Consider the following 20,565-nt stretch of genomic DNA (forward strand, 5'->3'; position numbering starts at 1 on the left):
CTTTGGAATCGCTAAAAGTTAATGTTTCCACACGATTAATAGTCCGTCTCGAACTGGCAGCAGCACATTGCTCACCCGCGGGTCATTGTGGAGTTTCTGATTAAAGTCTAAAAGGGCCTGAGTATCCTTATCTATTCGCTTGTCCGACTGAACAATTTTTCCGCTCCAAAGGACATTGTCGGCGATGATGACTCCGCCCGGACGGACTTTGTCAAACACCAAATCGTAGTACAAACCGTAATTGAGTTTATCCGCATCGATAAAGACGAGGTCAAAGGTCTCGTTCAAGGTGGGTATAAGCGTAGCGGCATTGGCAATGCGGAAATCAATTTTGTGTCCGAGGGGAGATTGGTCAAAAAAAGACCGTACAAACGATTCTAGTTCTTCGTTGACGTCAATGGTCGTCAAAATGCCATCTTCGGTCAATCCCTCGGCCAAACATAAGGCTGAATACCCCGTATAGGTGCCGATTTCCAAGATTCGACGCGGTCGAAGCATGGTCGAAAACAACGACAAAAGACGGCCCTGCAAATGTCCCGAAAGCATTCGAGATTGAAGTACTTTCGCGTGGGTTTCCCGGTTGAGTTGCGCCAGTAAGGGGCTTTCGGCTGACGTATGGGCCAGCGCGTATGCTTCTATGGCTGCAGGAATAAAATCCATTCAGTGAGTGTTATTTCAACAAATATAAACGAAAAAACGGCTAAAAAGATATACTTGGGCCGTTTTTATCGCTTAAAATGCTTCTTTACAGTTACTTATTTGGAATATATTTTATCGTTGATTCTCTCGTTCGTTACTCACTTTCTGGAACAAAGGTCAGGGTGCTCCACTGACTTTCGTCAAACATTTCTTGGGCAATATCTTGCAATTGCGGAGCCGTTACCGCATCAATCTCGGCAAATATTTCCTGTAATGAATCTACCTTGCCCGTATCCAGAATGCTCTTGGCCATCATCAGCATGAAGCTCTGATTACCTTCTTCCGACATGGCGAGTTGGCCCATCAACTGCTCTTTCAAATTGCGCAACTGAATTGTTGAAAGCGGTTTTTCGCGTAGCAGGCGAAGTTCCCGATTTACGAGTTGCATGGCACGCTCCAGGTTGGTAGGCTCCGTACCAAAGAAAACACCCAGAAAACCCGTATCCAAAAATGGCGCATAATTGGCCTCAATGGAATAAACCAACCCGTATTTCTCGCGCAAAGTCATGTTGAAGCGGGAGTTCATGCCTGGCCCACCAAGCAAGTTGACAAGCATAAAAAACGGCAAGCGCTTCTCATCCATCAGCGCGTAGGCTGGGCGACCCATGGCCACCTGCGCCTGCGTCATGCCACGGGGCGTTTGGATGATTTGAGGTACATAAATTTCGGGCGACGTACGTACTCGCTGCGTGGTGCAATGAGGCAAGTCGTAGAGGTATTTCTCGGCCTGTTTTACGGCTTTCTTAAAGGGTAAATTGCTCACCAACGAAACCACAATGCGCTCAGTATCAAGGTTGGCTGCGATAAAAGATTGCAAATCATTGCGCCCAAAAGAGCGTACCGTTTCCGACGTTCCAAGGATATTTTTACCCAGTTGGTGATTTTGAAAAACTACTTCATCAAATTCATCCTGAATGGCATCTTCGGGCGAATCGTGATACATCGCCATTTCTTCCAATATCACTCCCCGCTCTTTCTCGATTTGTTTTTCGGGAAAAATAGAATGAAACGAAATATCAGAAAGCAACTCAATCGCTTTGTCGCTGTGCGATGCGAGCAGCGAGGCGTGAAAGCAGATTTTTTCCTTGGTCGTGTAGGCATTCAGCTCCCCGCCAACGGTTTCGAGACGATTAATGATGTGGTATGATTTACGTTTTTGGGTGCCTTTGAAGGCCATGTGTTCCCAAAAATGCGCTAAACCTTGCTGATACGGCAGCTCATCGCGGCTACCGATGTCGAGCATGATGCCCCAGTGGGCAATCTGAGTATGAGGTACTTGTTTGTGTACGACACGGATGCCATTGGGCAGCGTGTGTAAGTTATATTCTTCCATTCGTAAGTTTTGTCACTATACAAAGATAACAGTTTTTGGTGGATAGAGGTTTCAGACGTCTATATTCCCACTATTTTTGCGTTCATAAAGGTCTATTTTAATCTGTCAATTTGTAATGATTTCTCCGCGTAAAGTATCAATGGAAGAGCTTAATCGCCTTTCTGCCGATGAATACCTGCTTGCTCCAAAACATTCCTTTGTCTTTGTGCTGGATGATATTCGCAGTTTAAACAATGTCGGTTCGGTGTTTCGAACCTCTGATGCCTTCCGGGCGGAGAAAATCTACCTTTGTGGATTGACGGGTACGCCTCCTCACCGCGATATTACCAAAACGGCCTTGGGGGCAGATACAACGGTGGTGTGGGAACATGTGCTAGATGTGTTGGACTTAGTGGCACGATTGAAGGCAGAAGGCTATAAGGTGGTGGCGCTAGAACAAGCGGAAGGAAGTACAAAATTGCAGGATTTTACGCCCGAATTGAAGCAAAAATATGCATTTGTGCTCGGCAATGAGGTTTTTGGGGTAAATGAAGAAGTGGTAAGCCAAGCCGATATTTGTTTGGAAATTCCCCAATTCGGCACTAAACACTCCCTCAACGTATCGGTGAGTGCGGGAATCGTGGCGTGGGATTATGTCTCAAAAATGCTAAAATCTTAACATAAAAATAACCTGAAATTTTTGTTTTAACGGAAATTTAGTTATGTATTTGTAGATTTTTTACTTTACAATAAAACACAATCTCGAAATCCCCATGAAATCAGAAAAGAAAAAAGCCTCAAGCGAAATTGCCCAAAAAATTGCTGCCGTCGTTGTGGGGGAAACTGTTTCTAAAAAAATAGCTAAAGCGGTCAAAAAAGCAGCTGAAAAACTGGCTAAGAAATTAGATAAAATTAAGAAAAAGGAGGCGAAAGCAAAAGAAGAAGAGGCAAAAGATGCAGCAAAAAAAACAAAAAAAGCCGCCGAAAAACTAGCAAAAGAAGCTGAAAAAGCTGCTAAAAAAGCAGATAAAGGCAAGAAATCAGATAAAGATAAAAAAGCCGATAAAGATAAGAAGTCTGATAAGGACAAGAAGGCTGATAAGGATAAAAAAGATAAAAAAAAGGATGAAGGTGACAAAAAAGATAATTCATCAAAAAAAACGCATCATGAAGTAAAAGAGGTGGCGGTACCCGAAGCGGTTGAAACTCCTGTTGAAGTGAAACCAGCGCCTATGCCAAAAGCACCCGTTAAAAAAGCCCCAGCAATTCCAGTCAAGCGAGCATACGTTCGCAAGCCAAAACCTGAGCCGACAGACACAGCAACTCCTCCTGATACCACTGGCGCTTAATTTATTCCTCCTTTTTTGGCCTCATCGTAGGCTTAAATATCGGTTTAGGCTTGGGTTTTACCCCGTCTAAATCGATATTTTTAGTTTCAGTGGTTTCTGATTCTGAAATTTCGGGCGCTACGCTCTCCTCCACGGATGGAACCGTAGGTTTAACAAACACGGGCTTAGGTTTGGGTGGAGCAACGTCGTTTGCTGGTGTAATGTCTACTATTGCCTGCGCTTGTGAACCCTCGACTACTGGTTTTTTGGGCTTAAAAACAGGTTTTGGCCTTGCCTCGGGCGTACCGCTGACCTCTTCTTTTGGTTCATTATTCGCAGCTTTTTCAATAGCCGACTCCTGATTTTCTACGGTAGTAGTAACTGGTTTTTTGGGCGTAAAAACAGGTTTAGGTCTGGCAATAGGCTCACCGTTTTCGATGGATGGCGCATTTTCAGCAATAGCTGCGGAATCGTCAACAACAGGTTTTTTGGGTTTAAAAACGGGCTTTGGTTTGGGCGCTACTTCGTTGTTTTCAGTAGAAGATGAGCTTTCGATAACTGGCTTTTTAGGTGCAAAAACAGGTTTTGGCTTCGGCGTTACTTCACTGTTTTCGGCAGACGATGAGCTTTCGATAACGGGCTTTTTGGGTGCAAAAACGGGTTTTGGTTTCGGCGTTACTTCGCTGTTTTCCGTACTTTCAACGTCTACTTGTGGACTTTCAGAAACTGGTTTTTTGGGCGCAAAAACGGGTTTTGGTTTCGGCGTTACTTCACTGTTTGCCGTACTTTCCACCTCTACCTGTGGACTTCCAATAACGGGCTTTTTGGGCGCGAAAGCAGGTTTAGGTTTTGCCGTTGGGGTAGCGATTGCTTCAGTGGGCAGGGGAGAGGCTTTTTGTTTTTTTAACTCTTCTTTTTCCAGCAAGAATTGTTCATAAAGCGATTTTTTCTCGGCCGCCAGTTCGGGAGTAAGGTTTGAATAGTGATAGTTCATGTCCCGCACGTCAAATTCGCTGTAATCAAACGTTTTGGTCATGGTCAGGCACTCCGTAGGGCAAACCGTGGTGCAAAGTCCGCAGTAACAGCACTTGGCCATGTCGATGTCAAATACCGCTGCATAAAGACGAATGGGGGAGCCGTCAGAGGCTTTTCCTACTTCCTCAGTGGCCTTAATCGGCTCAATATCAATGCAATCTACTGGGCAGACTTTGGCGCATTTATCACAAACGATGCAGTCATCCATCTCGTTGTGGAGACGGTACCGGCCATTGTCGGGGATGGGCATGGTTTCAAAGGGATATTGAAGCGTCACCATTCCAGTTTGTTCCTGAAAATAGTCATTTTCGCGGATGCTGTGATTTCCGCGTCGCTTGCGTGCATCCCATAAGTGTTTGAGCGTGAGCTTCATCCCCGCAAGGGTGGTGCGGATGCCTTCGTTGATATGTTGGAAGTAGGCGTTCACTTTTATTTTGTTAGCCTTCAAATAATAGTCAGATTTCTAATGTCAGTCGGGGTGGTTTATTTTCCAAATCGCTTAAACCACTCCAACAGCCGCTCTACGTCGGCGCGCAAAAAAAGCTGGGTGCCCTCGTTCATGGTTGCCGCTGAGCCGCACGCCACGCCCCAGCGTAGCATTTCGGGATACGACAGGCCCTGCGTGAGTGCCCATGTCATGCCCGCCACCATGCTGTCGCCTGCACCGACGGTACTGCGTTTCTGCACGGGTGGGGCGGGGATGTGTTCGCAGAGGTCTTTGGTCACTAAAATCGCCCCTTTGGGCCCCATTGAGACAATGACCACTTCGCATTTGCCGTCGCCGATGAGACTGCGGGCGGCATCATCCACGTCGTCCATTTGGAGGTTGGTGGTTCCGACCAATGCTTCCAGTTCGCCGATGTTGGGTTTTAATAAAAACACGCCTTCGTCGCACGCGGCACGGAGCGGCTCACCCGAAGTGTCGAGGACGAGCCGAGCACCGATTTTTTTGGAAATAGCCGCTACTTTTTCATAAAAATTGACGTCCATTTTGGGCGGCAAACTGCCGCTGGCTACTACATAATTGGCCCCAGAATGTTCTAAAGCATCCAAAATCGCCTGTGTTTCGGCTTCCGTGAGTGCGGCTCCCGGCATTCCAAAGCGGTATTGGGCGTTGGTAGATGTTTCGGCAACAACGAAATTTTCCCGAGTCCATTCGTTGGTTTCGATGATTTGGGCGTCAATTTGCTCTTGTTTTACCAAATCCGCCAACAATTGCCCCGACGCACCGCCCGCCGTAAAGATGGCTAACGATTTACCGCCCAGCCGTCGTATGGCTTTAGACACATTGATGCCGCCGCCGCCCGCATCAAAACGAGGTGGATCACATCGAAGTTTTTGTTCGGGTATCAGCCGGTCAATGACCGTACTTTTGTCGATGGCAGGGTTGACGGTGAGGGTAGTTATGTTCATTTTTTTAGCTGATTCCATTCATCAATTTGTTTCAAAACATCCAAGCGTCCCTGCTTCGACACCGATGAGGTTATAAAAAGTAGCGGTAGTTCGTCCCACGTTTCTAGTAACTTCTTTTTATAATCAGACAGGTGATTTTGCAGTTGAGTGGCTGTTAGTTTATCTGTTTTGGTAAAAATAAGGGCAAAAGGTACGCCATTGCTACCGAGTTTTTCCATGAACTCCAAGTCCACTTTTTGGGGTTCAATGCGGCTGTCGATGAGCACAAAGGTACAAATCAGATTTTCGCGTTGGAACAAATAATTATTAATCATTTCGCCCCATGCTTTGCGGTCAGTTTGGGAAACCTTGGCGTAGCCATACCCGGGCAAATCAACCAAATACCACGAGTCGTTGATTAGAAAGTGGTTGATTACTTGGGTTTTGCCAGGCTTGGAGGAGGTTTTAGCAAGGTCGCGTCGTTCGGTGAGGGCGTTGATTAACGATGATTTGCCCACGTTAGAACGTCCAATGAACGCATACTCCGGACGGTCTGGTTTGGGACATTGCTCGTTGTTGGCCGAGCTTTTGACGAAAACGGACGTTTTGATTTTCATGCTACAAAATTACGAAGAAACTGGGCGGTATTGCTCAAATTTCGTAAAACTCAATCGGTAAATCATCGGGGTCGGCAATAAAAAAGAATTTCTTTTGGGTCAGCTCATCCACCCGAATGGCTTCACAAGCCACGTTTTTTTGTTCTAAATAGGCGTGAGTTTGGTCAATATCCAAGACACTAAACGCCAAATGCCGCAACCCCGTCGCTTCGGGCCGTGATGGACGAGCGGGTGGATTTGGAAACGAAAACAGCTCAATCTGATACAAGCCATTGACTGCCAAATCCAGTTTGTACGAATCGCGCGCTTCGCGATAGGTTTCGGCCACGACCGTGAGGCCGAGGATTTGGGTATAAAAATGTTTTGAACGCGTATAATCACGACAAATAATGGCGACGTGATGGATGGCCTGAAGGGATAGCATAGTGTAATACAGATAATCGGGTGAGCGTGTAAAGTAAACCACTTTTGGTTAACGCTCAAAAATTGGAGTGGAAAATGCAGAAAGGAAGAGGGGAAAACGGAAAACAATATGCAGTAATGGCAGTGCATTTGGTGTTGATAAACGAAGTAGACAGCTGATTCAGCGACTTCGTATAGACTTGATGTGTATCCAATGACCCGCTTTTTTCAGGCCGTCGCTTTCGTCTTTTTCATAGCGGATCCAGACGGGAGTGGTAGGTTTGGCAAATTCAGCCGGAACTTCTGCTCGAAAAGTGAGCGTATCTACCAGTACGAACCATCCGCCGCAGGCACCGCAAAACGTGAAGTCACGGCCTGTAATCACAGCGGCCTGTTCAGGGGCTATCGGTTGGCAAGCGGCCATAAAAAGAAAGAATAAGAAAATGAGTGAGCGCATTGTCTTTAAAATGAATGACAGTTGTGCCTTAAAGACGCATAGAAATAAAAAATGGTTGGAAAACAGCCCGGTCGACTGCAAAAACAAGGGGGGCGGTTTTGGTTGGTTTCCGGAAAAAGACTTAAACTTTTCGGAGAAAGGCGTAGTTTTGACGTAATAAAAATAACATATCATTTACCTCCATGCCCAAACGCATTATTTATTGGTTTCGAAACGATTTGCGCCTGCACGATAACGAAGGCTTTTTAAAAGCTATTCAGGACGCCGACGAAGTGATTCCGATGTACGTTTTTGATACGCGTCAGTTTGAACAGATAGACCCGCTCGGTATTCCTAAAACAGGTACTTTTCGGGCGAAATTTTTGCTTGAATCGGTCCAAAATCTGCGCGATAATCTTCGCAAAAAAGGTGCGAATCTGGTCATCAAGCTGGGTAAGCCCGAAGTAGTCATCAGCGAATTCGCGCGCGATATGGACGTGACGGCCATCTATACCGCAAAAGAAGCAACGCAGGAAGAAACCGATGTGGAAACCTCCCTCTCAAAAAAACTCAAGGTGGATAATATTGATTTTGAGGTTTTTTGGGGAGCTACGCTCTATCACCCACGTGATTTGCCTTTTTGGGTATCTCGTTTGCCCACGGTGTTTACTGAATTTAGAAAAGCAGTGGAAGGACAATCCGTGATTCGTTCGATTTTTCATGAACCCGTGGCGCTGCGTATCCCCGAAGGATTGGAGTTTGGTAAGATGCCCGAAATCTACGAGTTGATTTTGTTTTCGCAGCTCCCCGAAGTCAATCAACGGGCGGCGTTGGCGTTTAAAGGAGGAGAAACGGAAGCTCTTCATCGTCTTCATCATTACCTGTGGGAAACTGGCCTGATAAAATCCTATAAAGAAACCCGAAATGGCCTTTTGGGGGCAGATTACTCATCAAAATTTTCACCTTGGCTGGCCTTGGGGTGTTTGTCGCCCCGCCAGATTTATGAGGAAATAAAGAAGTATGAAGCCAAAAATGGGGCGAATGACTCGACCTATTGGCTCATTTTTGAGTTAATTTGGCGAGATTATTTCCGATTTGTGGCGTTAAGGTACGGCACTCGACTTTTTAAAACTTCAGGAATTCAATACAATCTCGAATTACAGTGGAATCATCGTCGTGAGCTGTTTGATAAATGGGTTAACGGTCAAACGGGTGTTCCGTTTATCGACGCCAACATGCGTGAACTGCAACGAACGGGATTCATGTCAAATCGTGGACGGCAAAATGTGGCGAGTTTTTTGGCCAAAGATTTAATGGTCGATTGGACGTGGGGAGCGGCTTATTTTGAAAGTCAACTGATTGACTATGATGTGTGTAGTAATTGGGGGAACTGGAATTATGTGGCGGGGGTGGGCAATGACCCGCGCGAAAATCGTTATTTTAATATCCTGACGCAGGCTTCTAAATACGACGTCAAAGGGGAGTACGTAAAAACTTGGTTGCCCGAATTGGCCGCTGTGCCCACCGAATCAGTTCATAAAGTGTGGACTTTGACGCCCGAAGCGCAGAGCCAGTACAATGTCAAACTGGGAGAAAAATATCCGCTACCGATTGTGGAGACTGATAAGTGGTTGCGGAAATAAAAAAAAACGTCGGCGAGCAGTTCCACTGTTGGTTCCAAACCTCGCCGACGTTGTAGATTCTCTACACACTCAAAATTACCTCTTCAATCAAGTCACACGCCTCGTGGATTTGGGCTTCGGTGATGACGAGGGGAGGCGCAAAACGAATTTTATTGCCGTGGGTCTGCTTGCACAGCAGGCCTTTTTCTTTTAATTGAAGGCAGATTTGCCACGCCAGCGGGCTTTCTTCGTCGGTATTGATCACCACCGCGTTTAGAAGACCTTTGCCGCGAACTTCCTGAATCAAGTCTGTTTTATGTTGTAACTCCCGCATCCTTTCGCGGAAAACTTCGCCTAATAGCTCGGCATTTTCGGCTAAATGTTCGTCTTTAAGTACCGAGAGGGCCGCTACTGTCACCGCTGCTGCGAGTGGATTACCGCCGTAGGTCGAGCCGTGCTGACCAGGTTTGATGGTCAACATGATTTCATCGCTTGCCAGTACGCAGGAAACCGGGTACAAACCGCCCGAAAGCGCTTTTCCCAAAATTAAGATGTCGGGTTTTACGTCTTCGTGGTCGCAGGCGAGGCGTTTCCCCGTGCGGCCAAGTCCCGTTTGCACCTCATCGGCAATAAAAAGTATATTGTATTTTGTACAAAGTTCACGCACACCACGCAAATAGCCTTCGTCGGGCACCACCACGCCCGCTTCGCCCTGAATCGGCTCCACCATAAAACCCGCAATGTTGGAGTCAGCTTGAAAGGTTTGTTCCAACGCCGCCAAATCATTGTACGGGATGATAATGTAGCCCGGCAAAAAAGGACCATAATCGTCAGTACTGTCGGAGTCGGTAGAGGATGAAATCGCGGCCATGGTACGGCCCCAAAAGTTGCCCGCGGCATACACGGTTTTGGCTTCATTTTGAGGAATGCCTTTGACCAGATAACCCCATTTACGGGTGAGTTTGAGGGCAGTTTCTCCACCTTCTGCGCCCGAATTCATCATCAGGACCTTATCGTAACCAAAATAATCGCAAAGAAATTTTTCACATTCGCCCAGCACAGAGTTGTAAAACGCCCGCGAGGTGAGCGTGAGTTTTTGGGCTTGCGTCACGAGGGCTTCCACAATACGCGGATGGCAGTGCCCCTGATTGACAGCGCTGTAGGCCGACAAAAAATCGAAATACCGCTTGCCGTCGATGTCCCACACAAAAATACCTTCTCCGCGCTCAATCACAACTGGAACAGGTTTATAATTGTGCGCCCCGTAGCGCTTTTCGAGGCCAATTAAATAGTCTGATTGAGTGATTTCTGCCGTCATGGGATTGGATTGATTTTGTATTTTTGACAATTTTCAAATTTGTCAAAAGTAAAATATAACTTATTTTCAATCAGAAATAGGTCATATTTATTTAAAACAGTAAAAATTAAAAGCAATTTTTATAAAACATTGCGGCTTTTTTTCTTGTTTTGACACTTGAATATTTTCAAAAAACCACTTACCAAAAACCTGACGAGTAAAACGTCAATCAACAAATCTACAACCATGCTCAAATACCTGACATTTCTGTCTTCTTTTATGGCGTTGACGGCCATTGCGCAAGACCGAAGACCTACCACACCCACAACCCCGACTTCTCCTGCTTCTCCGCCTCCCGCTGCGGCTCCCGCACCCGCCAAGCCCGGTCCTAAAGCCTATAAAGAAGTAATCACGGACAAAAGCAAAACCACGAAGGGGCTATTTGTTGTCCATAAAATTGACGAAAAATACTTTTTTGAATTGCCTGATTCCCTGTTGGGCAAAGAAATGATGGCCGTAACGCGCTTGTCGCAGTCGAGTACTACGCCTGGTTCGGTGGGCTTGCCAGCCTACGGAGGTGAGCTTCTTAACCGCCAAGTAGTGCGGTTTGAGAAGGGGCCTGAAAACAAACTCTTCATGCGTGCTGTGGCGTATATTAACGTAAGTGAAGATGCTAACTCGCCCATTTACAAGGCAGTACGCAACTCCAACGTTGACCCGATTGCGATGGCGTTTGACATCAAGGCTGTTCGCAAAGATACCTCAGTGGTGATTGAAGTAACGGATTTTTTCAAAGGTGAAAATGCCGTAATTTCTATGTCGCCCGTGGTGAAGCAGGCGTACAAACTAACCACCATTCAGACCGACCGTACCTACATTCAGAGCATCAAGTCGTTTCCGCTCAATACAGAGATAAAAGTGGTGAAAACCTACGGCGCTATTCCTGCCATGCCTACCCCTCCTTCGCCCGTGCCAAGCCCGATTCCTTCGGTCAATTTGCCCGCTTCTTCCATTGCGGGAGCCGTCACGATGGAGTTGAATACGTCGTTTATTGCGCTTCCTGCCGTGCCGATGAAGCAGCGTTTGTTTGACATTCGGGTCGGTTATTTTGCCAACGGCTACCGCGTATACGGTGAAAATTCGCAGCGTACCGAAGACAAAACGTTTGTGGTGCGGTGGCGTTTGGAACCCAAAAACAAAGAAGACGAAGCGCGTCAGCGTCGAGGAGAATTGATTGAGCCTAAAAAGCCAATTATTTATTATATTGACTCTGCCACGCCCGAAAAATGGCGAAAATACCTTAAAATGGGCGTCGATGACTGGAACGTAGCGTTTGAAAAAGCAGGCTGGAAAAACGCGATTCAGGGCGTAATATTGAACGAAAAAGACACGACTATCAGCTTAGAAGATGCCCGCAACTCGGCCATTCGTTATTTTGCTTCCGATATAGAAAATGCCTACGGGCCCAACGTTCATGACCCGCGTACGGGCGAAATCTTGGAAAGCCACATCGGTTGGTACCACAACGTCATGAAACTCCTGAAAAAATGGTACATGACCCAAGCCGCCGCCGCTGACCCACGCGCCCGCAAAAATAAATTTGATGATGAGTTGATGGGCCAATTGATTCGGTTTGTGTCGTCGCACGAAGTAGGACATACGCTTGGTCTGCGCCACAACTACGGCGCTTCGACCGCGACGCCCGTAGAAAAACTGCGTGACAAAGAGTTTACGAGTAAAAACGGACACACTTCTTCCATCATGGACTACGCCCGTTTTAACTACGTAGCCCAGCCCGAAGACGGCGTGACGGATTTTTTCCCCCGCATTGGTGATTACGATATTTGGGCCATTGAATGGGCCTACAAGCCTATTTATGATACCAAAACGCCCGAAGAAGACAAGGTTGTTTTGAACAAATGGTACAAAGAAAAAGCCCAATCGAATCGCCGTTTGTGGTTTTTGACCGAAACCAACCCCTATGACCCGCGCGCCCAAAACGAAGATGTGGGCGACAACGCCATGCTTTCCAGTGATTATGGTATCAAAAACCTGAAACGCATTGTGCCAAACTTAGTGACATGGACCTCCGAAGAAGCCGAAGACTACGAAATGCTTGAAGAAGGCTACAACGAAGTGGTGACACAATACCGTCGTTATCTGGGCCACGTGACCAAGTACGTGGGTGGAGTCTACGAAACGCCAAAAACCATGGACCAAGAAGGGGTAATTTATGAAGTTACGCCTAAAAAACTTCAGAAAGACGCGGTCACGTTTCTGAACCAGCAATTGTTTGCCACGCCAACGTGGTTGTTGGATGCCAACATCATGCGCCGTATTCGTCCAGATATGGGCGTAGATTTTGTATCAAAAATTCAGGAAGCAACTTTAACAAGCCTCTTTGCGGCTGACCGCCTACAACGCATCATCGAAGCTACCGAAAAAACGACGGGTGCTTACACGTTAGACGAATTGTTTACCGACGTTCGTTCGGGCATTTGGACGGAACTCAAAACGCGTAAAGCCGCTGATACCCATCGCCGAAACCTCCAGAAAATTTTTGTAGAGCGGATGGTTTCAACGCTCAACTTGCCAAGTGTGCCGGCTTTTGGTGGAACAGGTACGGCAAAAGTATTCGGGGCTGTTTTGCCACCTTCGGCCGACCCACGCAAAGGAGATATTCAGACCATGGTGCGGGCGCATTTGACGCTGCTCCGTAGCGAGATTCAGGCGGCCATTCCTGCCACCACCGATAAAATGACCAAATACCATCTTCAAGATTGTCTTTTCCGCATCACGAAGGCATTAGACCCTAAATAATCGTCGTTAACGTTGCTTTTTGGAAGGTTTTTTCTTCCAAAAAGCAACGATTTTTTATAACCCATGGAAGAGCCCTTAGACGAATACGACCGACTCATTTTACAGCAACTCGAACGAGATGCGCGTAAGGCCTATTCGGCCATTGCCGACGACTTGGGTATTTCTAACACAATGGTGCACCAGCGGGTGGGGAAGCTCAAACGCATCGGTATCCTGAAAAGCACCACCGTGGTACTCGACGAGCGTAAATTGGGGTTTGAATGGGGGGCTTTTACGGGTATTATGCTCAAAGAAGATTCCGATTCGGAAAAAATCATTGAAGCGCTCAAGCAAATCCCCGAAGTGACGGAGTGTTATTATATTACGGGTAAATACACGTTGTACATCCGGATTGTGGCGCGCAGCAATGAGCACATGCGGCGCGTACTGTACGAGAAAATTGACCACATTCCGGGGGTGCTGAAAACCGAATCATTGATTGATTTCGGGGCCGCTTTCAAACGAAATGTCCCCATTGAGGAGTGAGCTTTTTACCATTTACTAAACCTTACCTCTGTGCAAAGTACTTGGATTGGAGTAGACATCGGCACCACCAATGTCAAAGCCGTGGCCTTTGACGAAAACGGGAGCGTGGTGGCCCACGCCACAGGAACTTGTGTGACGTACCATCCCCGAAATCGTTTTGTTGAGCAAAATCCTGACGAGATATACCGGCTTTTTGTCCACGTACTTCGGCAGGTAACGGAGCAATTGCGGCACAAAAATGCCACAGTAGAAGCCGTAAGTTTGTGCTCGGCCATGCACAGCGTCATTCCACTGGATGCCCACAATCATCGCCTTACGCGGTCGGTGCTTTGGGCAGACAATCGTAGTGAAGCCCAAGCCGACGCCCTTAAACAAGCCGACATTTTTCCCAAATTATATTCGCATACGGGTATTCCAGCCCATCCCTACGCCCCCTTAACAAAGATGGTTTGGTTTCGCCAAACCCAGCCCCAACTTTTTAAGCGTATTCAACGGTTTGTATCCCAAAAGGAATACATTTGGTTTAACCTTTTTGGGAAGTTTCAAATTGACTATTCGATGGCTTCGGGTACGTCGCTTTTGAACAACCGCCGCTTGAAATGGAGTGAAATGGCGCTGGCTTATACGGGCATCAAGGCCACACAATTGTCGGAGGCGGTGCCCACGTATCATATCGAAAAACTGACGAATCCTTCGCTTTGCCGTAAACTTGGATTGCGCTCTGGAACTCCCTTTGTCATCGGTGCAGGCGATGCATGCCTAGCCAATTTGGGTTCGGGGGCTTTGGCCAAAGGCGTTTCTACTCTGACCATCGGTACCAGCGGAGCCATCCGTCAAACGGCGGCCACGCCAGCCCGTGATGAGAAAAGACGACTTTTTACGTACGTGCTTGACGAGACCCATTTTGTATCGGGCGGACCGACCAATAACGGCGGTAATGTGTTGGAGTGGCTTTCAAAACACCTCTTGCTAAAAGACCCGAGCGAGCTGCTTGCTTTGGCCGAAAATGCTCCTCCTGGAGCCGAAGACTTACTTTTTGTGCCTTACCTTTTGGGGGAAAGAGCGCCCGTTTGGGATGCCCACGCCCGGGGAAGCTATCGGAATTTAAGTTGGCAACATACCCAAGCCCATTTGGTGCGCGCCACGATTGAAGGCATTGTCCTGAACTTGAACCAAACGCGCCAAATCATCGACAATCAACTTTCTAAAACCCAGATACTCCACGCCAATGGGGGCTTTACGCAATCCAAATTTTGGGTGCAATTGTTGGCCGATATTTTTGGGATAGCGGTAAAAGTAAACCAAAGCGGCGAAAGCGGATGTTTGGGGGCTATTATGTTGGCAATGAAAGCATTAGAAAAAATAGAAAGCCTTGAAAAAGGCGTTCAGAACTGTGTTCATTTTGCCGAGACTTACCATCCTGACCCCTCTAATCGACTGATTTATCGGAAAGTAAACAAAAGTTTCGGGAAGCTAATTGCCCAGACAAAAGCTTGAAAAATTAGGAATTTATTGACAGGATAAGACTTTCGTCATACGATTGGCGCGGTATTTGAGAGAACCAAATGAAATTCAAAACCGTTACTAATCAGTACTTAATCATTTCTCAAAACCATGAAAAAAGCAGTGTTAGTTACCCTATCGGCGGCACTTTTGGTAAGTCTGATGGCGCTAAAGCCCCCAACTCCCCCCGCAGAAGAAGCCAAAATAAAATGGGTAACCTTAGAAGAAGCCTATAAACTTAACCAAAAACAACCCCGAAAAGTGTTTATTGATCTTTACACGGATTGGTGTGGCTGGTGCAAGGTAATGGATAAAAATACCTTCAAAAACACCGAAGTAATCGACTTCGTCAACAAGAAATACTACGCTGTAAAGTTCAATCCCGAGAAAGACGCTGATGTGATGTTGGGCAAAGTTTCGTTTAAAAACATGCTCAACGGCAAAGTCACGGGATATCCTACGACTGTATTTATGAATGAAAAAATGGCGCTTATTCAGCCAGTTTCGGGCTACTTGGAGCCGCGTATGTTTCATCAGGTGCTGGCGTATTTTGGGGATAATAACCACGAAAAAGAGCCTTTCGACCAATTTAAAGAAAAAACGTATCCTGGAAAATACATGGCGAAAGCCCAGTAATTATCGTAGAGTATCACTGTTTTCTGTCGTATTTTTCTTGGCATGGGGTGGAGAGTTTCTTTCTTTAAAAGAAGATTTTTGAAGAAAAACGAACCTGTCCACCTTTGCAAATGTTTAGAGATTTTACCAACGCTATGAATATGGAACTTCCTATATATCAGCTTGATGCATTTACCAGTCATGTTTTTGGGGGCAACCCCGCCGCCGTTGTACCGCTTACGTCTTGGCTACCTGATGAAACATTGCAGGCTATTGCTGCTGAAAATAACCTCGCCGAAACCGCTTTTTATGTTCCAACTGACCATGGATTTCACATTCGTTGGTTTACGCCTACCGTCGAAGTAGACCTGTGCGGCCACGCTACCCTTGCTACTGCTTACGTTTTGTTTTCGATTGAGAATTACGCCCAGGAGCAAATCCACTTTGATTCTCGAAGTGGTGTTCTGACGGTTCGACAGGAAGAAGATTGGCTTATTCTGGATTTTCCAGTTGATACACTTCATAAACAACTCGTGTCACCTCCCGCTTTGTTGGAAGCCTTGGGGGATATTACCCCCATAGAAATAATCCGGGGAAAAACCGACTTTATGGCCGTATTGGAGAATGAAGAGCAGGTGCGAAACCTCGAACCTGACGTAATTGTGCTCTCTACTTTACCCGTCAGAGGTGTGATTATTACCGCCAAAGGCCAAGAAGTTGATTTTGTCTCCCGCTTTTTTGCGCCGCAGTCTGGCATCGCCGAAGACCCCGTAACTGGCTCCGCCCATACTACTCTCACACCTTATTGGGCCGAAAAACTCGGAAAAACGGAGTTCAGCGCCTTGCAGGTTTCAAAGCGGGGAGGAGTGCTGAAGACAAAGCTGATTGGAGAGCGGGTCGAGATAGCAGGTCAGGTACGATTATACTTGAAAGGCACGATTGTGATTGGCTAAGTCCCGCCTTATTACTTCTTCTAATCTACATTTTGTACTGACAAATGAAGCCAGCGATTTCGCTGACCATAAATAATGCCTGTTAGTAACCTAGATAGGTATATACGATTAGAATAAGCAAAATCCTTTTTGTTTGTTTCAGAATGAATGGGCTATTTGAAAGCGTCGAATTAGCTCTTTTAAGACATACTTCCTCAGTAGGTATATTCTCAATAAAATATACCGATTTAACAACAGAAAATACTAAAACATATCTTATATTCGCATTTCTACAACAAAATGAGGATAAAACAACTCGCTTTTCGGAATAGTGCTTGGAACCCTATATCTGAAACCCCAGCTTTTGCTGCTTCGCAAGCCCAATTGGTGTTGGCTTTTGGTGAGAGGAAGTGTTTAGAAGACCTTCAACCTTATGACTATTTGAGGGGGCTATTTCCTGCCGCAGAAATCGTCATTAACTCTACATCGGGAGAAATATACCAAAACTCGGTACACGAAGGGACCATCATTGTCACTGCGATTGAATTTGATAAAACACTTGTCAAAACGACCAAAATTGACATCGAAAACCATTTTCAAAGTGCTGAGTCGGGAAAAAAAATAGCGCAAAATTTATTGGCCGATGACCTGACGGCGATATTTGTCATTTCTGACGGCGGTCGGGTCAACGGCAGCGAGTTGATTGCGGCGCTCAACGAACATACCGGCGATAAAATCCTCATTTCGGGTGGCTTGGCGGGCGACGAAGCCCGTTTTGAAAAAACACTCGTAGGGTTGAACGAAAACCCTAAAGAGGGGAAAATCGTAGGAATTGGCTTTTACGGAACGCAATTGACCGTAGGCCACGGAACCATGGGTGGATGGGATGTATTCGGCCCAGAGAGAGAAGTGACTGATTCTGAGTATAATGTCCTCTATAAAATCGGCGACAAAAAAGCCCTTGACCTCTATAAAGAATACTTGGGTAAATACGCCGATGAATTGCCCGGAGCGGCCTTGTTGTTCCCGCTTTCGATGAGAGCGACCGCCGATGCGAAGCCCATCGTTCGGACCATTCTTTCCATTGACGAGACCAACCGAAGCATGACTTTTGCGGGTGAGCTGCCCAAAGGCGCCTTGGTGCGGTTTATGAAAGCAAATTTTGACCGTTTGATTGATGCCTCTGCCAGTGCTGCCCAAAACTCAATGAGCCTTTTTGATAGCCCGCCTGAACTGGCCATTTTGGTGAGTTGCGTGGGGCGCAAATTAGTGCTAGGCTCCCGCACCGAAGAAGAAGTGGAAGCCGCTAGGGAGATATTCGGAGAACAACCGGTCATGACGGGTTTTTATTCCTACGGGGAGATTTCGCCCCTAAACCCCAATGCTCGTTGTGAACTACATAATCAAACCATGACGATCACTACTTTTTCCGAAAAATGAGCGCTATTGATACCACAAAATTCCACCGCTTACTGAAAAAGCAAATCAATAAGTTTTTGACCGAAGATTGTTTGAAACACGAGCACTTTGGTCATTTTATCAAAGCGGTTAATGATTCCTACCTCAATTTTGATCGTGATAAAGAACTACTCGAACATTCGGCACAGCTGAATGACAAAGAGTACGCAGAAATAAACCATAAGCTGAAAGAAGAGATTTCGCAACGTAAAATATCGGTCGAAAAACTGATTGAGGCGATTCACTCGCTAGAAATTCAGGAAGGGATTCAACCAAGGGCCTTTGATTCCAATAATCTGCTGGGATTGGTTGATTTTCTTCAAGTACAAATTGAGAACCGTAAACTGATTGAAGCAGAGCTGCGCCAGGCCAAAGAAGCGGCGGAGAGTGCCACCGACGCCAAATCGGAGTTTCTTTCGATGATGAGCCACGAAATTCGTACCCCTTTGAACAGCATCGTGGGCCTTACGTATTTGATGCAACAGGAAGATGTGTCGCCGGTCATGGCCGAAAATCTCAAAATTCTTCAATTCTCGACCGATAATCTTTACGTACTCATCAACGATATTCTGGATTTTAGCAAGATTGAGGCGGGCAAAGTGGAACTGGAGAAGGTTCCGTTTGATATTAAGCAGCTGATTTCCAATATTAAAAAAGCCAACCAAGTTAAGGCCGAAGAAAAAGGTAACAAAATCAAATTGATGATTGACGATGACGTGCCCGATGTGGTTATCGGCGATTCGCTTCGGCTCGGTCAGATTATTTCAAACTTGGTGTCCAATGCCGTCAAGTTTACGGCCAACGGCAGTATCACTGTAGAGTTGTCTTTTGTAAAGAAAGTTGGAAATAAGGCCGTGATGGACATTTCGGTCATTGATACGGGCATCGGCATTGCCGAAAATAAGCAGGCGTCCATTTTTGAGAAATTTACCCAAGCAAATTCCGAAACAACCCGCCAATTCGGGGGCACTGGGCTGGGGCTGGTCATTACCAAAAAGCTGCTATATCTTCATAACAGCGATATTCAGATTGAGAGCCAATTAGGAAAAGGCTCGAAGTTTTTCTTTACGATAGAGCTAGAAATCGGAACTGCGCTCAAGAATAAAGCCGTTGAAGCAAACAATGAACTTCTGAACGAAAGTACCCTGAAAGGCGTAAAAATTCTGTTGGTGGAAGATTATCCCATGAATGTAAAAGTGGCCACTAAATTTCTGGAAAGGTGGCAGATTGTATTGGATGTAGCCGAAAACGGCCAAATAGCCGTTGATAAATACGCTGCTGGCAAGTACGACGTGATTTTGATGGATATTCAAATGCCACAAATGGACGGGTATACTGCCACGCAGAAAATCAGAGAAATGGACATGGATATTCCCATCATAGCCCTAACGGCCTCGGCCACGTTGAGCAATCAAGACCGGGCATTTTTGGTAGGAATGAACGACTACGTCACAAAACCTTTCAATCCCAAAGAGTTATTTCAGAAAATAGCGAAGTATAGTTGCCGAATCTAACATAACTTACTGATTATAAAACCATCCATGAAAAGCGCATCGAATTTCGGTGCGCTTTTCATGGTTTAAGGGCGCCTGCATGGGTAGTACTTATTCAATGATTTTGCGTAAGCAGGTATGTATAGGATAGTATTTAAGACACTTTTTAGAAATATTTGAATATAGTTTTGGCTCTTATTGAGAAGTAAGTCAATTGCTTTCAGCGCCTATAACAACCCACAAATACGAAATAAATAAACCTTTCAACCACCAATTCAAATGATAAAAAAACACAGTTTCAATTATTTACACCTAGGATTAATCCTTTCCGTATTGGTTTGGTCAAGTTGTAAAGTATCGACCACAGGTCAAGGAAAGAAAGCGGAAGGTCGCGCTGACGGGTTTGTTCAGATATTTGACGGAAAAACGTTGAACGGTTGGGAAGGTGACCCTACCTATTGGCGCGTTGAAAACGGAAATTTAGTGGGAGAAATCACCCCGACAACTTTGCTTAAAACCAATTCTTTCATCATCTGGAAAGGTGGTGAGCCTGCCGATTTTGAATTGAAGGGTGAATTTAACATCACCAAAACGGGTAATTCAGGCATCAACTACCGCAGCGACCGCCTAACGGATATCCCTTTTGCCTTGCGCGGGTATCAGGCTGACATCGACGGTAATAACCGCTATACTGGCCAAAATTATGAAGAGCGTAAAAGAACAACGCTTGCCTATCGCGGACAAAAAACGTCTATTAATTCACAAACGGGTACTTTCACTCCCGAAGCCGTACGCGCTAAAGTAAAAAGCAACGCATGGACCGATTTGAGCGTGACGGGTTCGCTTGGAAGTACAGATTCGTTGAAAACGTTGATTAAAAGTGAAGACTGGAATGAGTTCCACCTGATTGTCAAAGGAAACCGTCTACAACATTATATAAATGGCGTTTTAATGAGCGAGGTCGTGGACAATGATGCAGTAAATGGTAAGTCAAAGGGACTTCTAGGGGTACAAGTACACGTGGGTCCTCCCATGAAAGTACAGTATCGCAATCTTCGTTTAAAGCAACTCTAGTATCC

At 46.0% G+C, this 20,565-nt stretch carries 19 protein-coding genes; 11 read left to right on the top strand and 8 right to left on the bottom strand.

All coding sequences use genetic code 11. The features are described from left to right. Positions 1 to 18: 18 nt before the first annotated feature. Together DVG78_RS11610 and DVG78_RS11615 are read right to left on the bottom strand one after the other, a co-directional pair. Positions 19 to 660 carry an O-methyltransferase gene (locus tag DVG78_RS11610; RefSeq protein ID WP_114461252.1) on the bottom strand — a complete coding sequence of 214 codons (642 nt, stop codon included), beginning with the start codon at positions 658 to 660 and terminating at the stop codon, positions 19 to 21. Between the two features lie 133 nt (positions 661 to 793). Beyond that, positions 794 to 2,032, bottom strand: coding sequence for a M16 family metallopeptidase (locus DVG78_RS11615; protein WP_114461253.1), 1,239 nt, complete (start codon positions 2,030 to 2,032; stop codon positions 794 to 796). 115 nt (positions 2,033 to 2,147) lie between these two features. On the opposite strand from DVG78_RS11615, the gene DVG78_RS11620 reads away from it, so the two are divergent. Then, a complete protein-coding gene (locus DVG78_RS11620) occupies positions 2,148 to 2,690 on the top strand; it encodes an RNA methyltransferase (protein ID WP_114461254.1) in 543 nt (180 codons plus the stop codon). Positions 2,691 to 2,784: 94 nt separating this feature from the next. Then, positions 2,785 to 3,360, top strand: a complete 576-nt coding sequence (locus tag DVG78_RS11625; protein ID WP_114461255.1) for a hypothetical protein — start codon at positions 2,785 to 2,787, stop codon at positions 3,358 to 3,360. A 1-nt stretch (position 3,361) separates the two neighbouring features. Here DVG78_RS11625 and DVG78_RS11630 read toward each other — a convergent pair whose 3' ends face one another. From DVG78_RS11630 to DVG78_RS11650, 5 genes are all read right to left on the bottom strand, one after another. After that, on the bottom strand, positions 3,362 to 4,801 hold the full coding sequence (locus tag DVG78_RS11630) for a 4Fe-4S binding protein (RefSeq protein WP_229598204.1): 1,440 nt from the start codon (positions 4,799 to 4,801) through the stop codon (positions 3,362 to 3,364). A gap of 56 nt (positions 4,802 to 4,857) precedes the next feature. After that, positions 4,858 to 5,787 carry a 1-phosphofructokinase family hexose kinase gene (locus DVG78_RS11635; protein WP_114461414.1) on the bottom strand — a complete coding sequence of 310 codons (930 nt, stop codon included), beginning with the start codon at positions 5,785 to 5,787 and terminating at the stop codon, positions 4,858 to 4,860. Then, positions 5,784 to 6,383, bottom strand: a complete 600-nt coding sequence (yihA, locus tag DVG78_RS11640) for a ribosome biogenesis GTP-binding protein YihA/YsxC (protein WP_114461256.1) — start codon at positions 6,381 to 6,383, stop codon at positions 5,784 to 5,786. Before yihA ends, DVG78_RS11635 begins: the two co-directional genes overlap by 4 nt. A gap of 34 nt (positions 6,384 to 6,417) precedes the next feature. Next, complete coding sequence (gene gloA2 / locus DVG78_RS11645) at positions 6,418 to 6,807, bottom strand: SMU1112c/YaeR family gloxylase I-like metalloprotein (protein WP_114461257.1); 390 nt, start codon at positions 6,805 to 6,807, stop codon at positions 6,418 to 6,420. A gap of 159 nt (positions 6,808 to 6,966) precedes the next feature. Continuing rightward, a complete protein-coding gene (locus DVG78_RS11650) occupies positions 6,967 to 7,242 on the bottom strand; it encodes a hypothetical protein (protein ID WP_114461258.1) in 276 nt (91 codons plus the stop codon). A gap of 182 nt (positions 7,243 to 7,424) precedes the next feature. On the opposite strand from DVG78_RS11650, the gene DVG78_RS11655 reads away from it, so the two are divergent. Continuing rightward, entirely contained in the window at positions 7,425 to 8,864 is a 1,440-nt protein-coding gene (locus DVG78_RS11655; RefSeq protein ID WP_114461259.1) for a DASH family cryptochrome, read from the top strand. Positions 8,865 to 8,925: 61 nt separating this feature from the next. On the opposite strand, the gene rocD is transcribed toward DVG78_RS11655, so the two are convergent. Beyond that, positions 8,926 to 10,161, bottom strand: a complete 1,236-nt coding sequence (rocD, locus tag DVG78_RS11660) for an ornithine--oxo-acid transaminase (RefSeq protein WP_114461260.1) — start codon at positions 10,159 to 10,161, stop codon at positions 8,926 to 8,928. Between the two features lie 225 nt (positions 10,162 to 10,386). Here rocD and DVG78_RS11665 point away from each other — a divergent pair, with 225 nt between their 5' ends. The 8 genes from DVG78_RS11665 (at position 10,387) to DVG78_RS11700 (ending at position 20,560) form a co-directional block, all read left to right on the top strand. Continuing rightward, on the top strand, positions 10,387 to 12,960 hold the full coding sequence (locus tag DVG78_RS11665; RefSeq protein ID WP_114461415.1) for a zinc-dependent metalloprotease: 2,574 nt from the start codon (positions 10,387 to 10,389) through the stop codon (positions 12,958 to 12,960). Positions 12,961 to 13,023: 63 nt separating this feature from the next. Continuing rightward, positions 13,024 to 13,485, top strand: a complete 462-nt coding sequence (locus tag DVG78_RS11670; RefSeq protein WP_114069031.1) for an Lrp/AsnC family transcriptional regulator — start codon at positions 13,024 to 13,026, stop codon at positions 13,483 to 13,485. 30 nt (positions 13,486 to 13,515) lie between these two features. Beyond that, a complete protein-coding gene (locus DVG78_RS11675) occupies positions 13,516 to 14,982 on the top strand; it encodes a gluconokinase (protein ID WP_114461261.1) in 1,467 nt (488 codons plus the stop codon). Positions 14,983 to 15,099: 117 nt separating this feature from the next. Next, positions 15,100 to 15,624, top strand: coding sequence for a thioredoxin family protein (locus DVG78_RS11680; protein ID WP_114461262.1), 525 nt, complete (start codon positions 15,100 to 15,102; stop codon positions 15,622 to 15,624). Between the two features lie 140 nt (positions 15,625 to 15,764). Continuing rightward, a complete protein-coding gene (locus DVG78_RS11685) occupies positions 15,765 to 16,556 on the top strand; it encodes a PhzF family protein (protein ID WP_114461416.1) in 792 nt (263 codons plus the stop codon). Positions 16,557 to 16,835: 279 nt separating this feature from the next. Next, on the top strand, positions 16,836 to 17,975 hold the full coding sequence (locus tag DVG78_RS11690; protein WP_114461263.1) for an FIST signal transduction protein: 1,140 nt from the start codon (positions 16,836 to 16,838) through the stop codon (positions 17,973 to 17,975). Beyond that, on the top strand, positions 17,972 to 19,507 hold the full coding sequence (locus DVG78_RS11695; RefSeq protein WP_114461264.1) for a response regulator: 1,536 nt from the start codon (positions 17,972 to 17,974) through the stop codon (positions 19,505 to 19,507). The genes DVG78_RS11690 and DVG78_RS11695 overlap by 4 nt, the downstream gene beginning before the upstream one ends. A 258-nt stretch (positions 19,508 to 19,765) precedes the next feature. Further along, positions 19,766 to 20,560, top strand: a complete 795-nt coding sequence (locus DVG78_RS11700) for a 3-keto-disaccharide hydrolase (protein WP_114461265.1) — start codon at positions 19,766 to 19,768, stop codon at positions 20,558 to 20,560. Positions 20,561 to 20,565 lie beyond the last annotated feature (5 nt).

Source organism: Runella aurantiaca (assembly GCF_003339505.1).
In the GTDB taxonomy this organism is placed as follows: domain Bacteria; phylum Bacteroidota; class Bacteroidia; order Cytophagales; family Spirosomataceae; genus Runella; species Runella aurantiaca.

What these genes read in the sequence shown, in the direction of transcription:
- rocD (WP_114461260.1), bottom strand. Translation starts at nt 10,161, where the DNA reads ATGACGGCAGAAATCACTCAATCAGACTATTTAATTGGCCTCGAAAAG.
- DVG78_RS11625 (WP_114461255.1), top strand. Translation starts at nt 2,785, where the DNA reads ATGAAATCAGAAAAGAAAAAAGCCTCAAGCGAAATTGCCCAAAAAATT.
- DVG78_RS11635 (WP_114461414.1), bottom strand. Translation starts at nt 5,787, where the DNA reads ATGAACATAACTACCCTCACCGTCAACCCTGCCATCGACAAAAGTACG.
- DVG78_RS11670 (WP_114069031.1), top strand. Translation starts at nt 13,024, where the DNA reads ATGGAAGAGCCCTTAGACGAATACGACCGACTCATTTTACAGCAACTC.
- DVG78_RS11680 (WP_114461262.1), top strand. Translation starts at nt 15,100, where the DNA reads ATGAAAAAAGCAGTGTTAGTTACCCTATCGGCGGCACTTTTGGTAAGT.
- yihA (WP_114461256.1), bottom strand. Translation starts at nt 6,383, where the DNA reads ATGAAAATCAAAACGTCCGTTTTCGTCAAAAGCTCGGCCAACAACGAG.
- DVG78_RS11610 (WP_114461252.1), bottom strand. Translation starts at nt 660, where the DNA reads ATGGATTTTATTCCTGCAGCCATAGAAGCATACGCGCTGGCCCATACG.
- DVG78_RS11665 (WP_114461415.1), top strand. Translation starts at nt 10,387, where the DNA reads ATGCTCAAATACCTGACATTTCTGTCTTCTTTTATGGCGTTGACGGCC.
- DVG78_RS11620 (WP_114461254.1), top strand. Translation starts at nt 2,148, where the DNA reads ATGATTTCTCCGCGTAAAGTATCAATGGAAGAGCTTAATCGCCTTTCT.
- DVG78_RS11615 (WP_114461253.1), bottom strand. Translation starts at nt 2,032, where the DNA reads ATGGAAGAATATAACTTACACACGCTGCCCAATGGCATCCGTGTCGTA.
- DVG78_RS11700 (WP_114461265.1), top strand. Translation starts at nt 19,766, where the DNA reads ATGATAAAAAAACACAGTTTCAATTATTTACACCTAGGATTAATCCTT.
- DVG78_RS11655 (WP_114461259.1), top strand. Translation starts at nt 7,425, where the DNA reads ATGCCCAAACGCATTATTTATTGGTTTCGAAACGATTTGCGCCTGCAC.
- DVG78_RS11685 (WP_114461416.1), top strand. Translation starts at nt 15,765, where the DNA reads ATGGAACTTCCTATATATCAGCTTGATGCATTTACCAGTCATGTTTTT.
- DVG78_RS11695 (WP_114461264.1), top strand. Translation starts at nt 17,972, where the DNA reads ATGAGCGCTATTGATACCACAAAATTCCACCGCTTACTGAAAAAGCAA.
- DVG78_RS11650 (WP_114461258.1), bottom strand. Translation starts at nt 7,242, where the DNA reads ATGCGCTCACTCATTTTCTTATTCTTTCTTTTTATGGCCGCTTGCCAA.
- DVG78_RS11690 (WP_114461263.1), top strand. Translation starts at nt 16,836, where the DNA reads ATGAGGATAAAACAACTCGCTTTTCGGAATAGTGCTTGGAACCCTATA.
- gloA2 (WP_114461257.1), bottom strand. Translation starts at nt 6,807, where the DNA reads ATGCTATCCCTTCAGGCCATCCATCACGTCGCCATTATTTGTCGTGAT.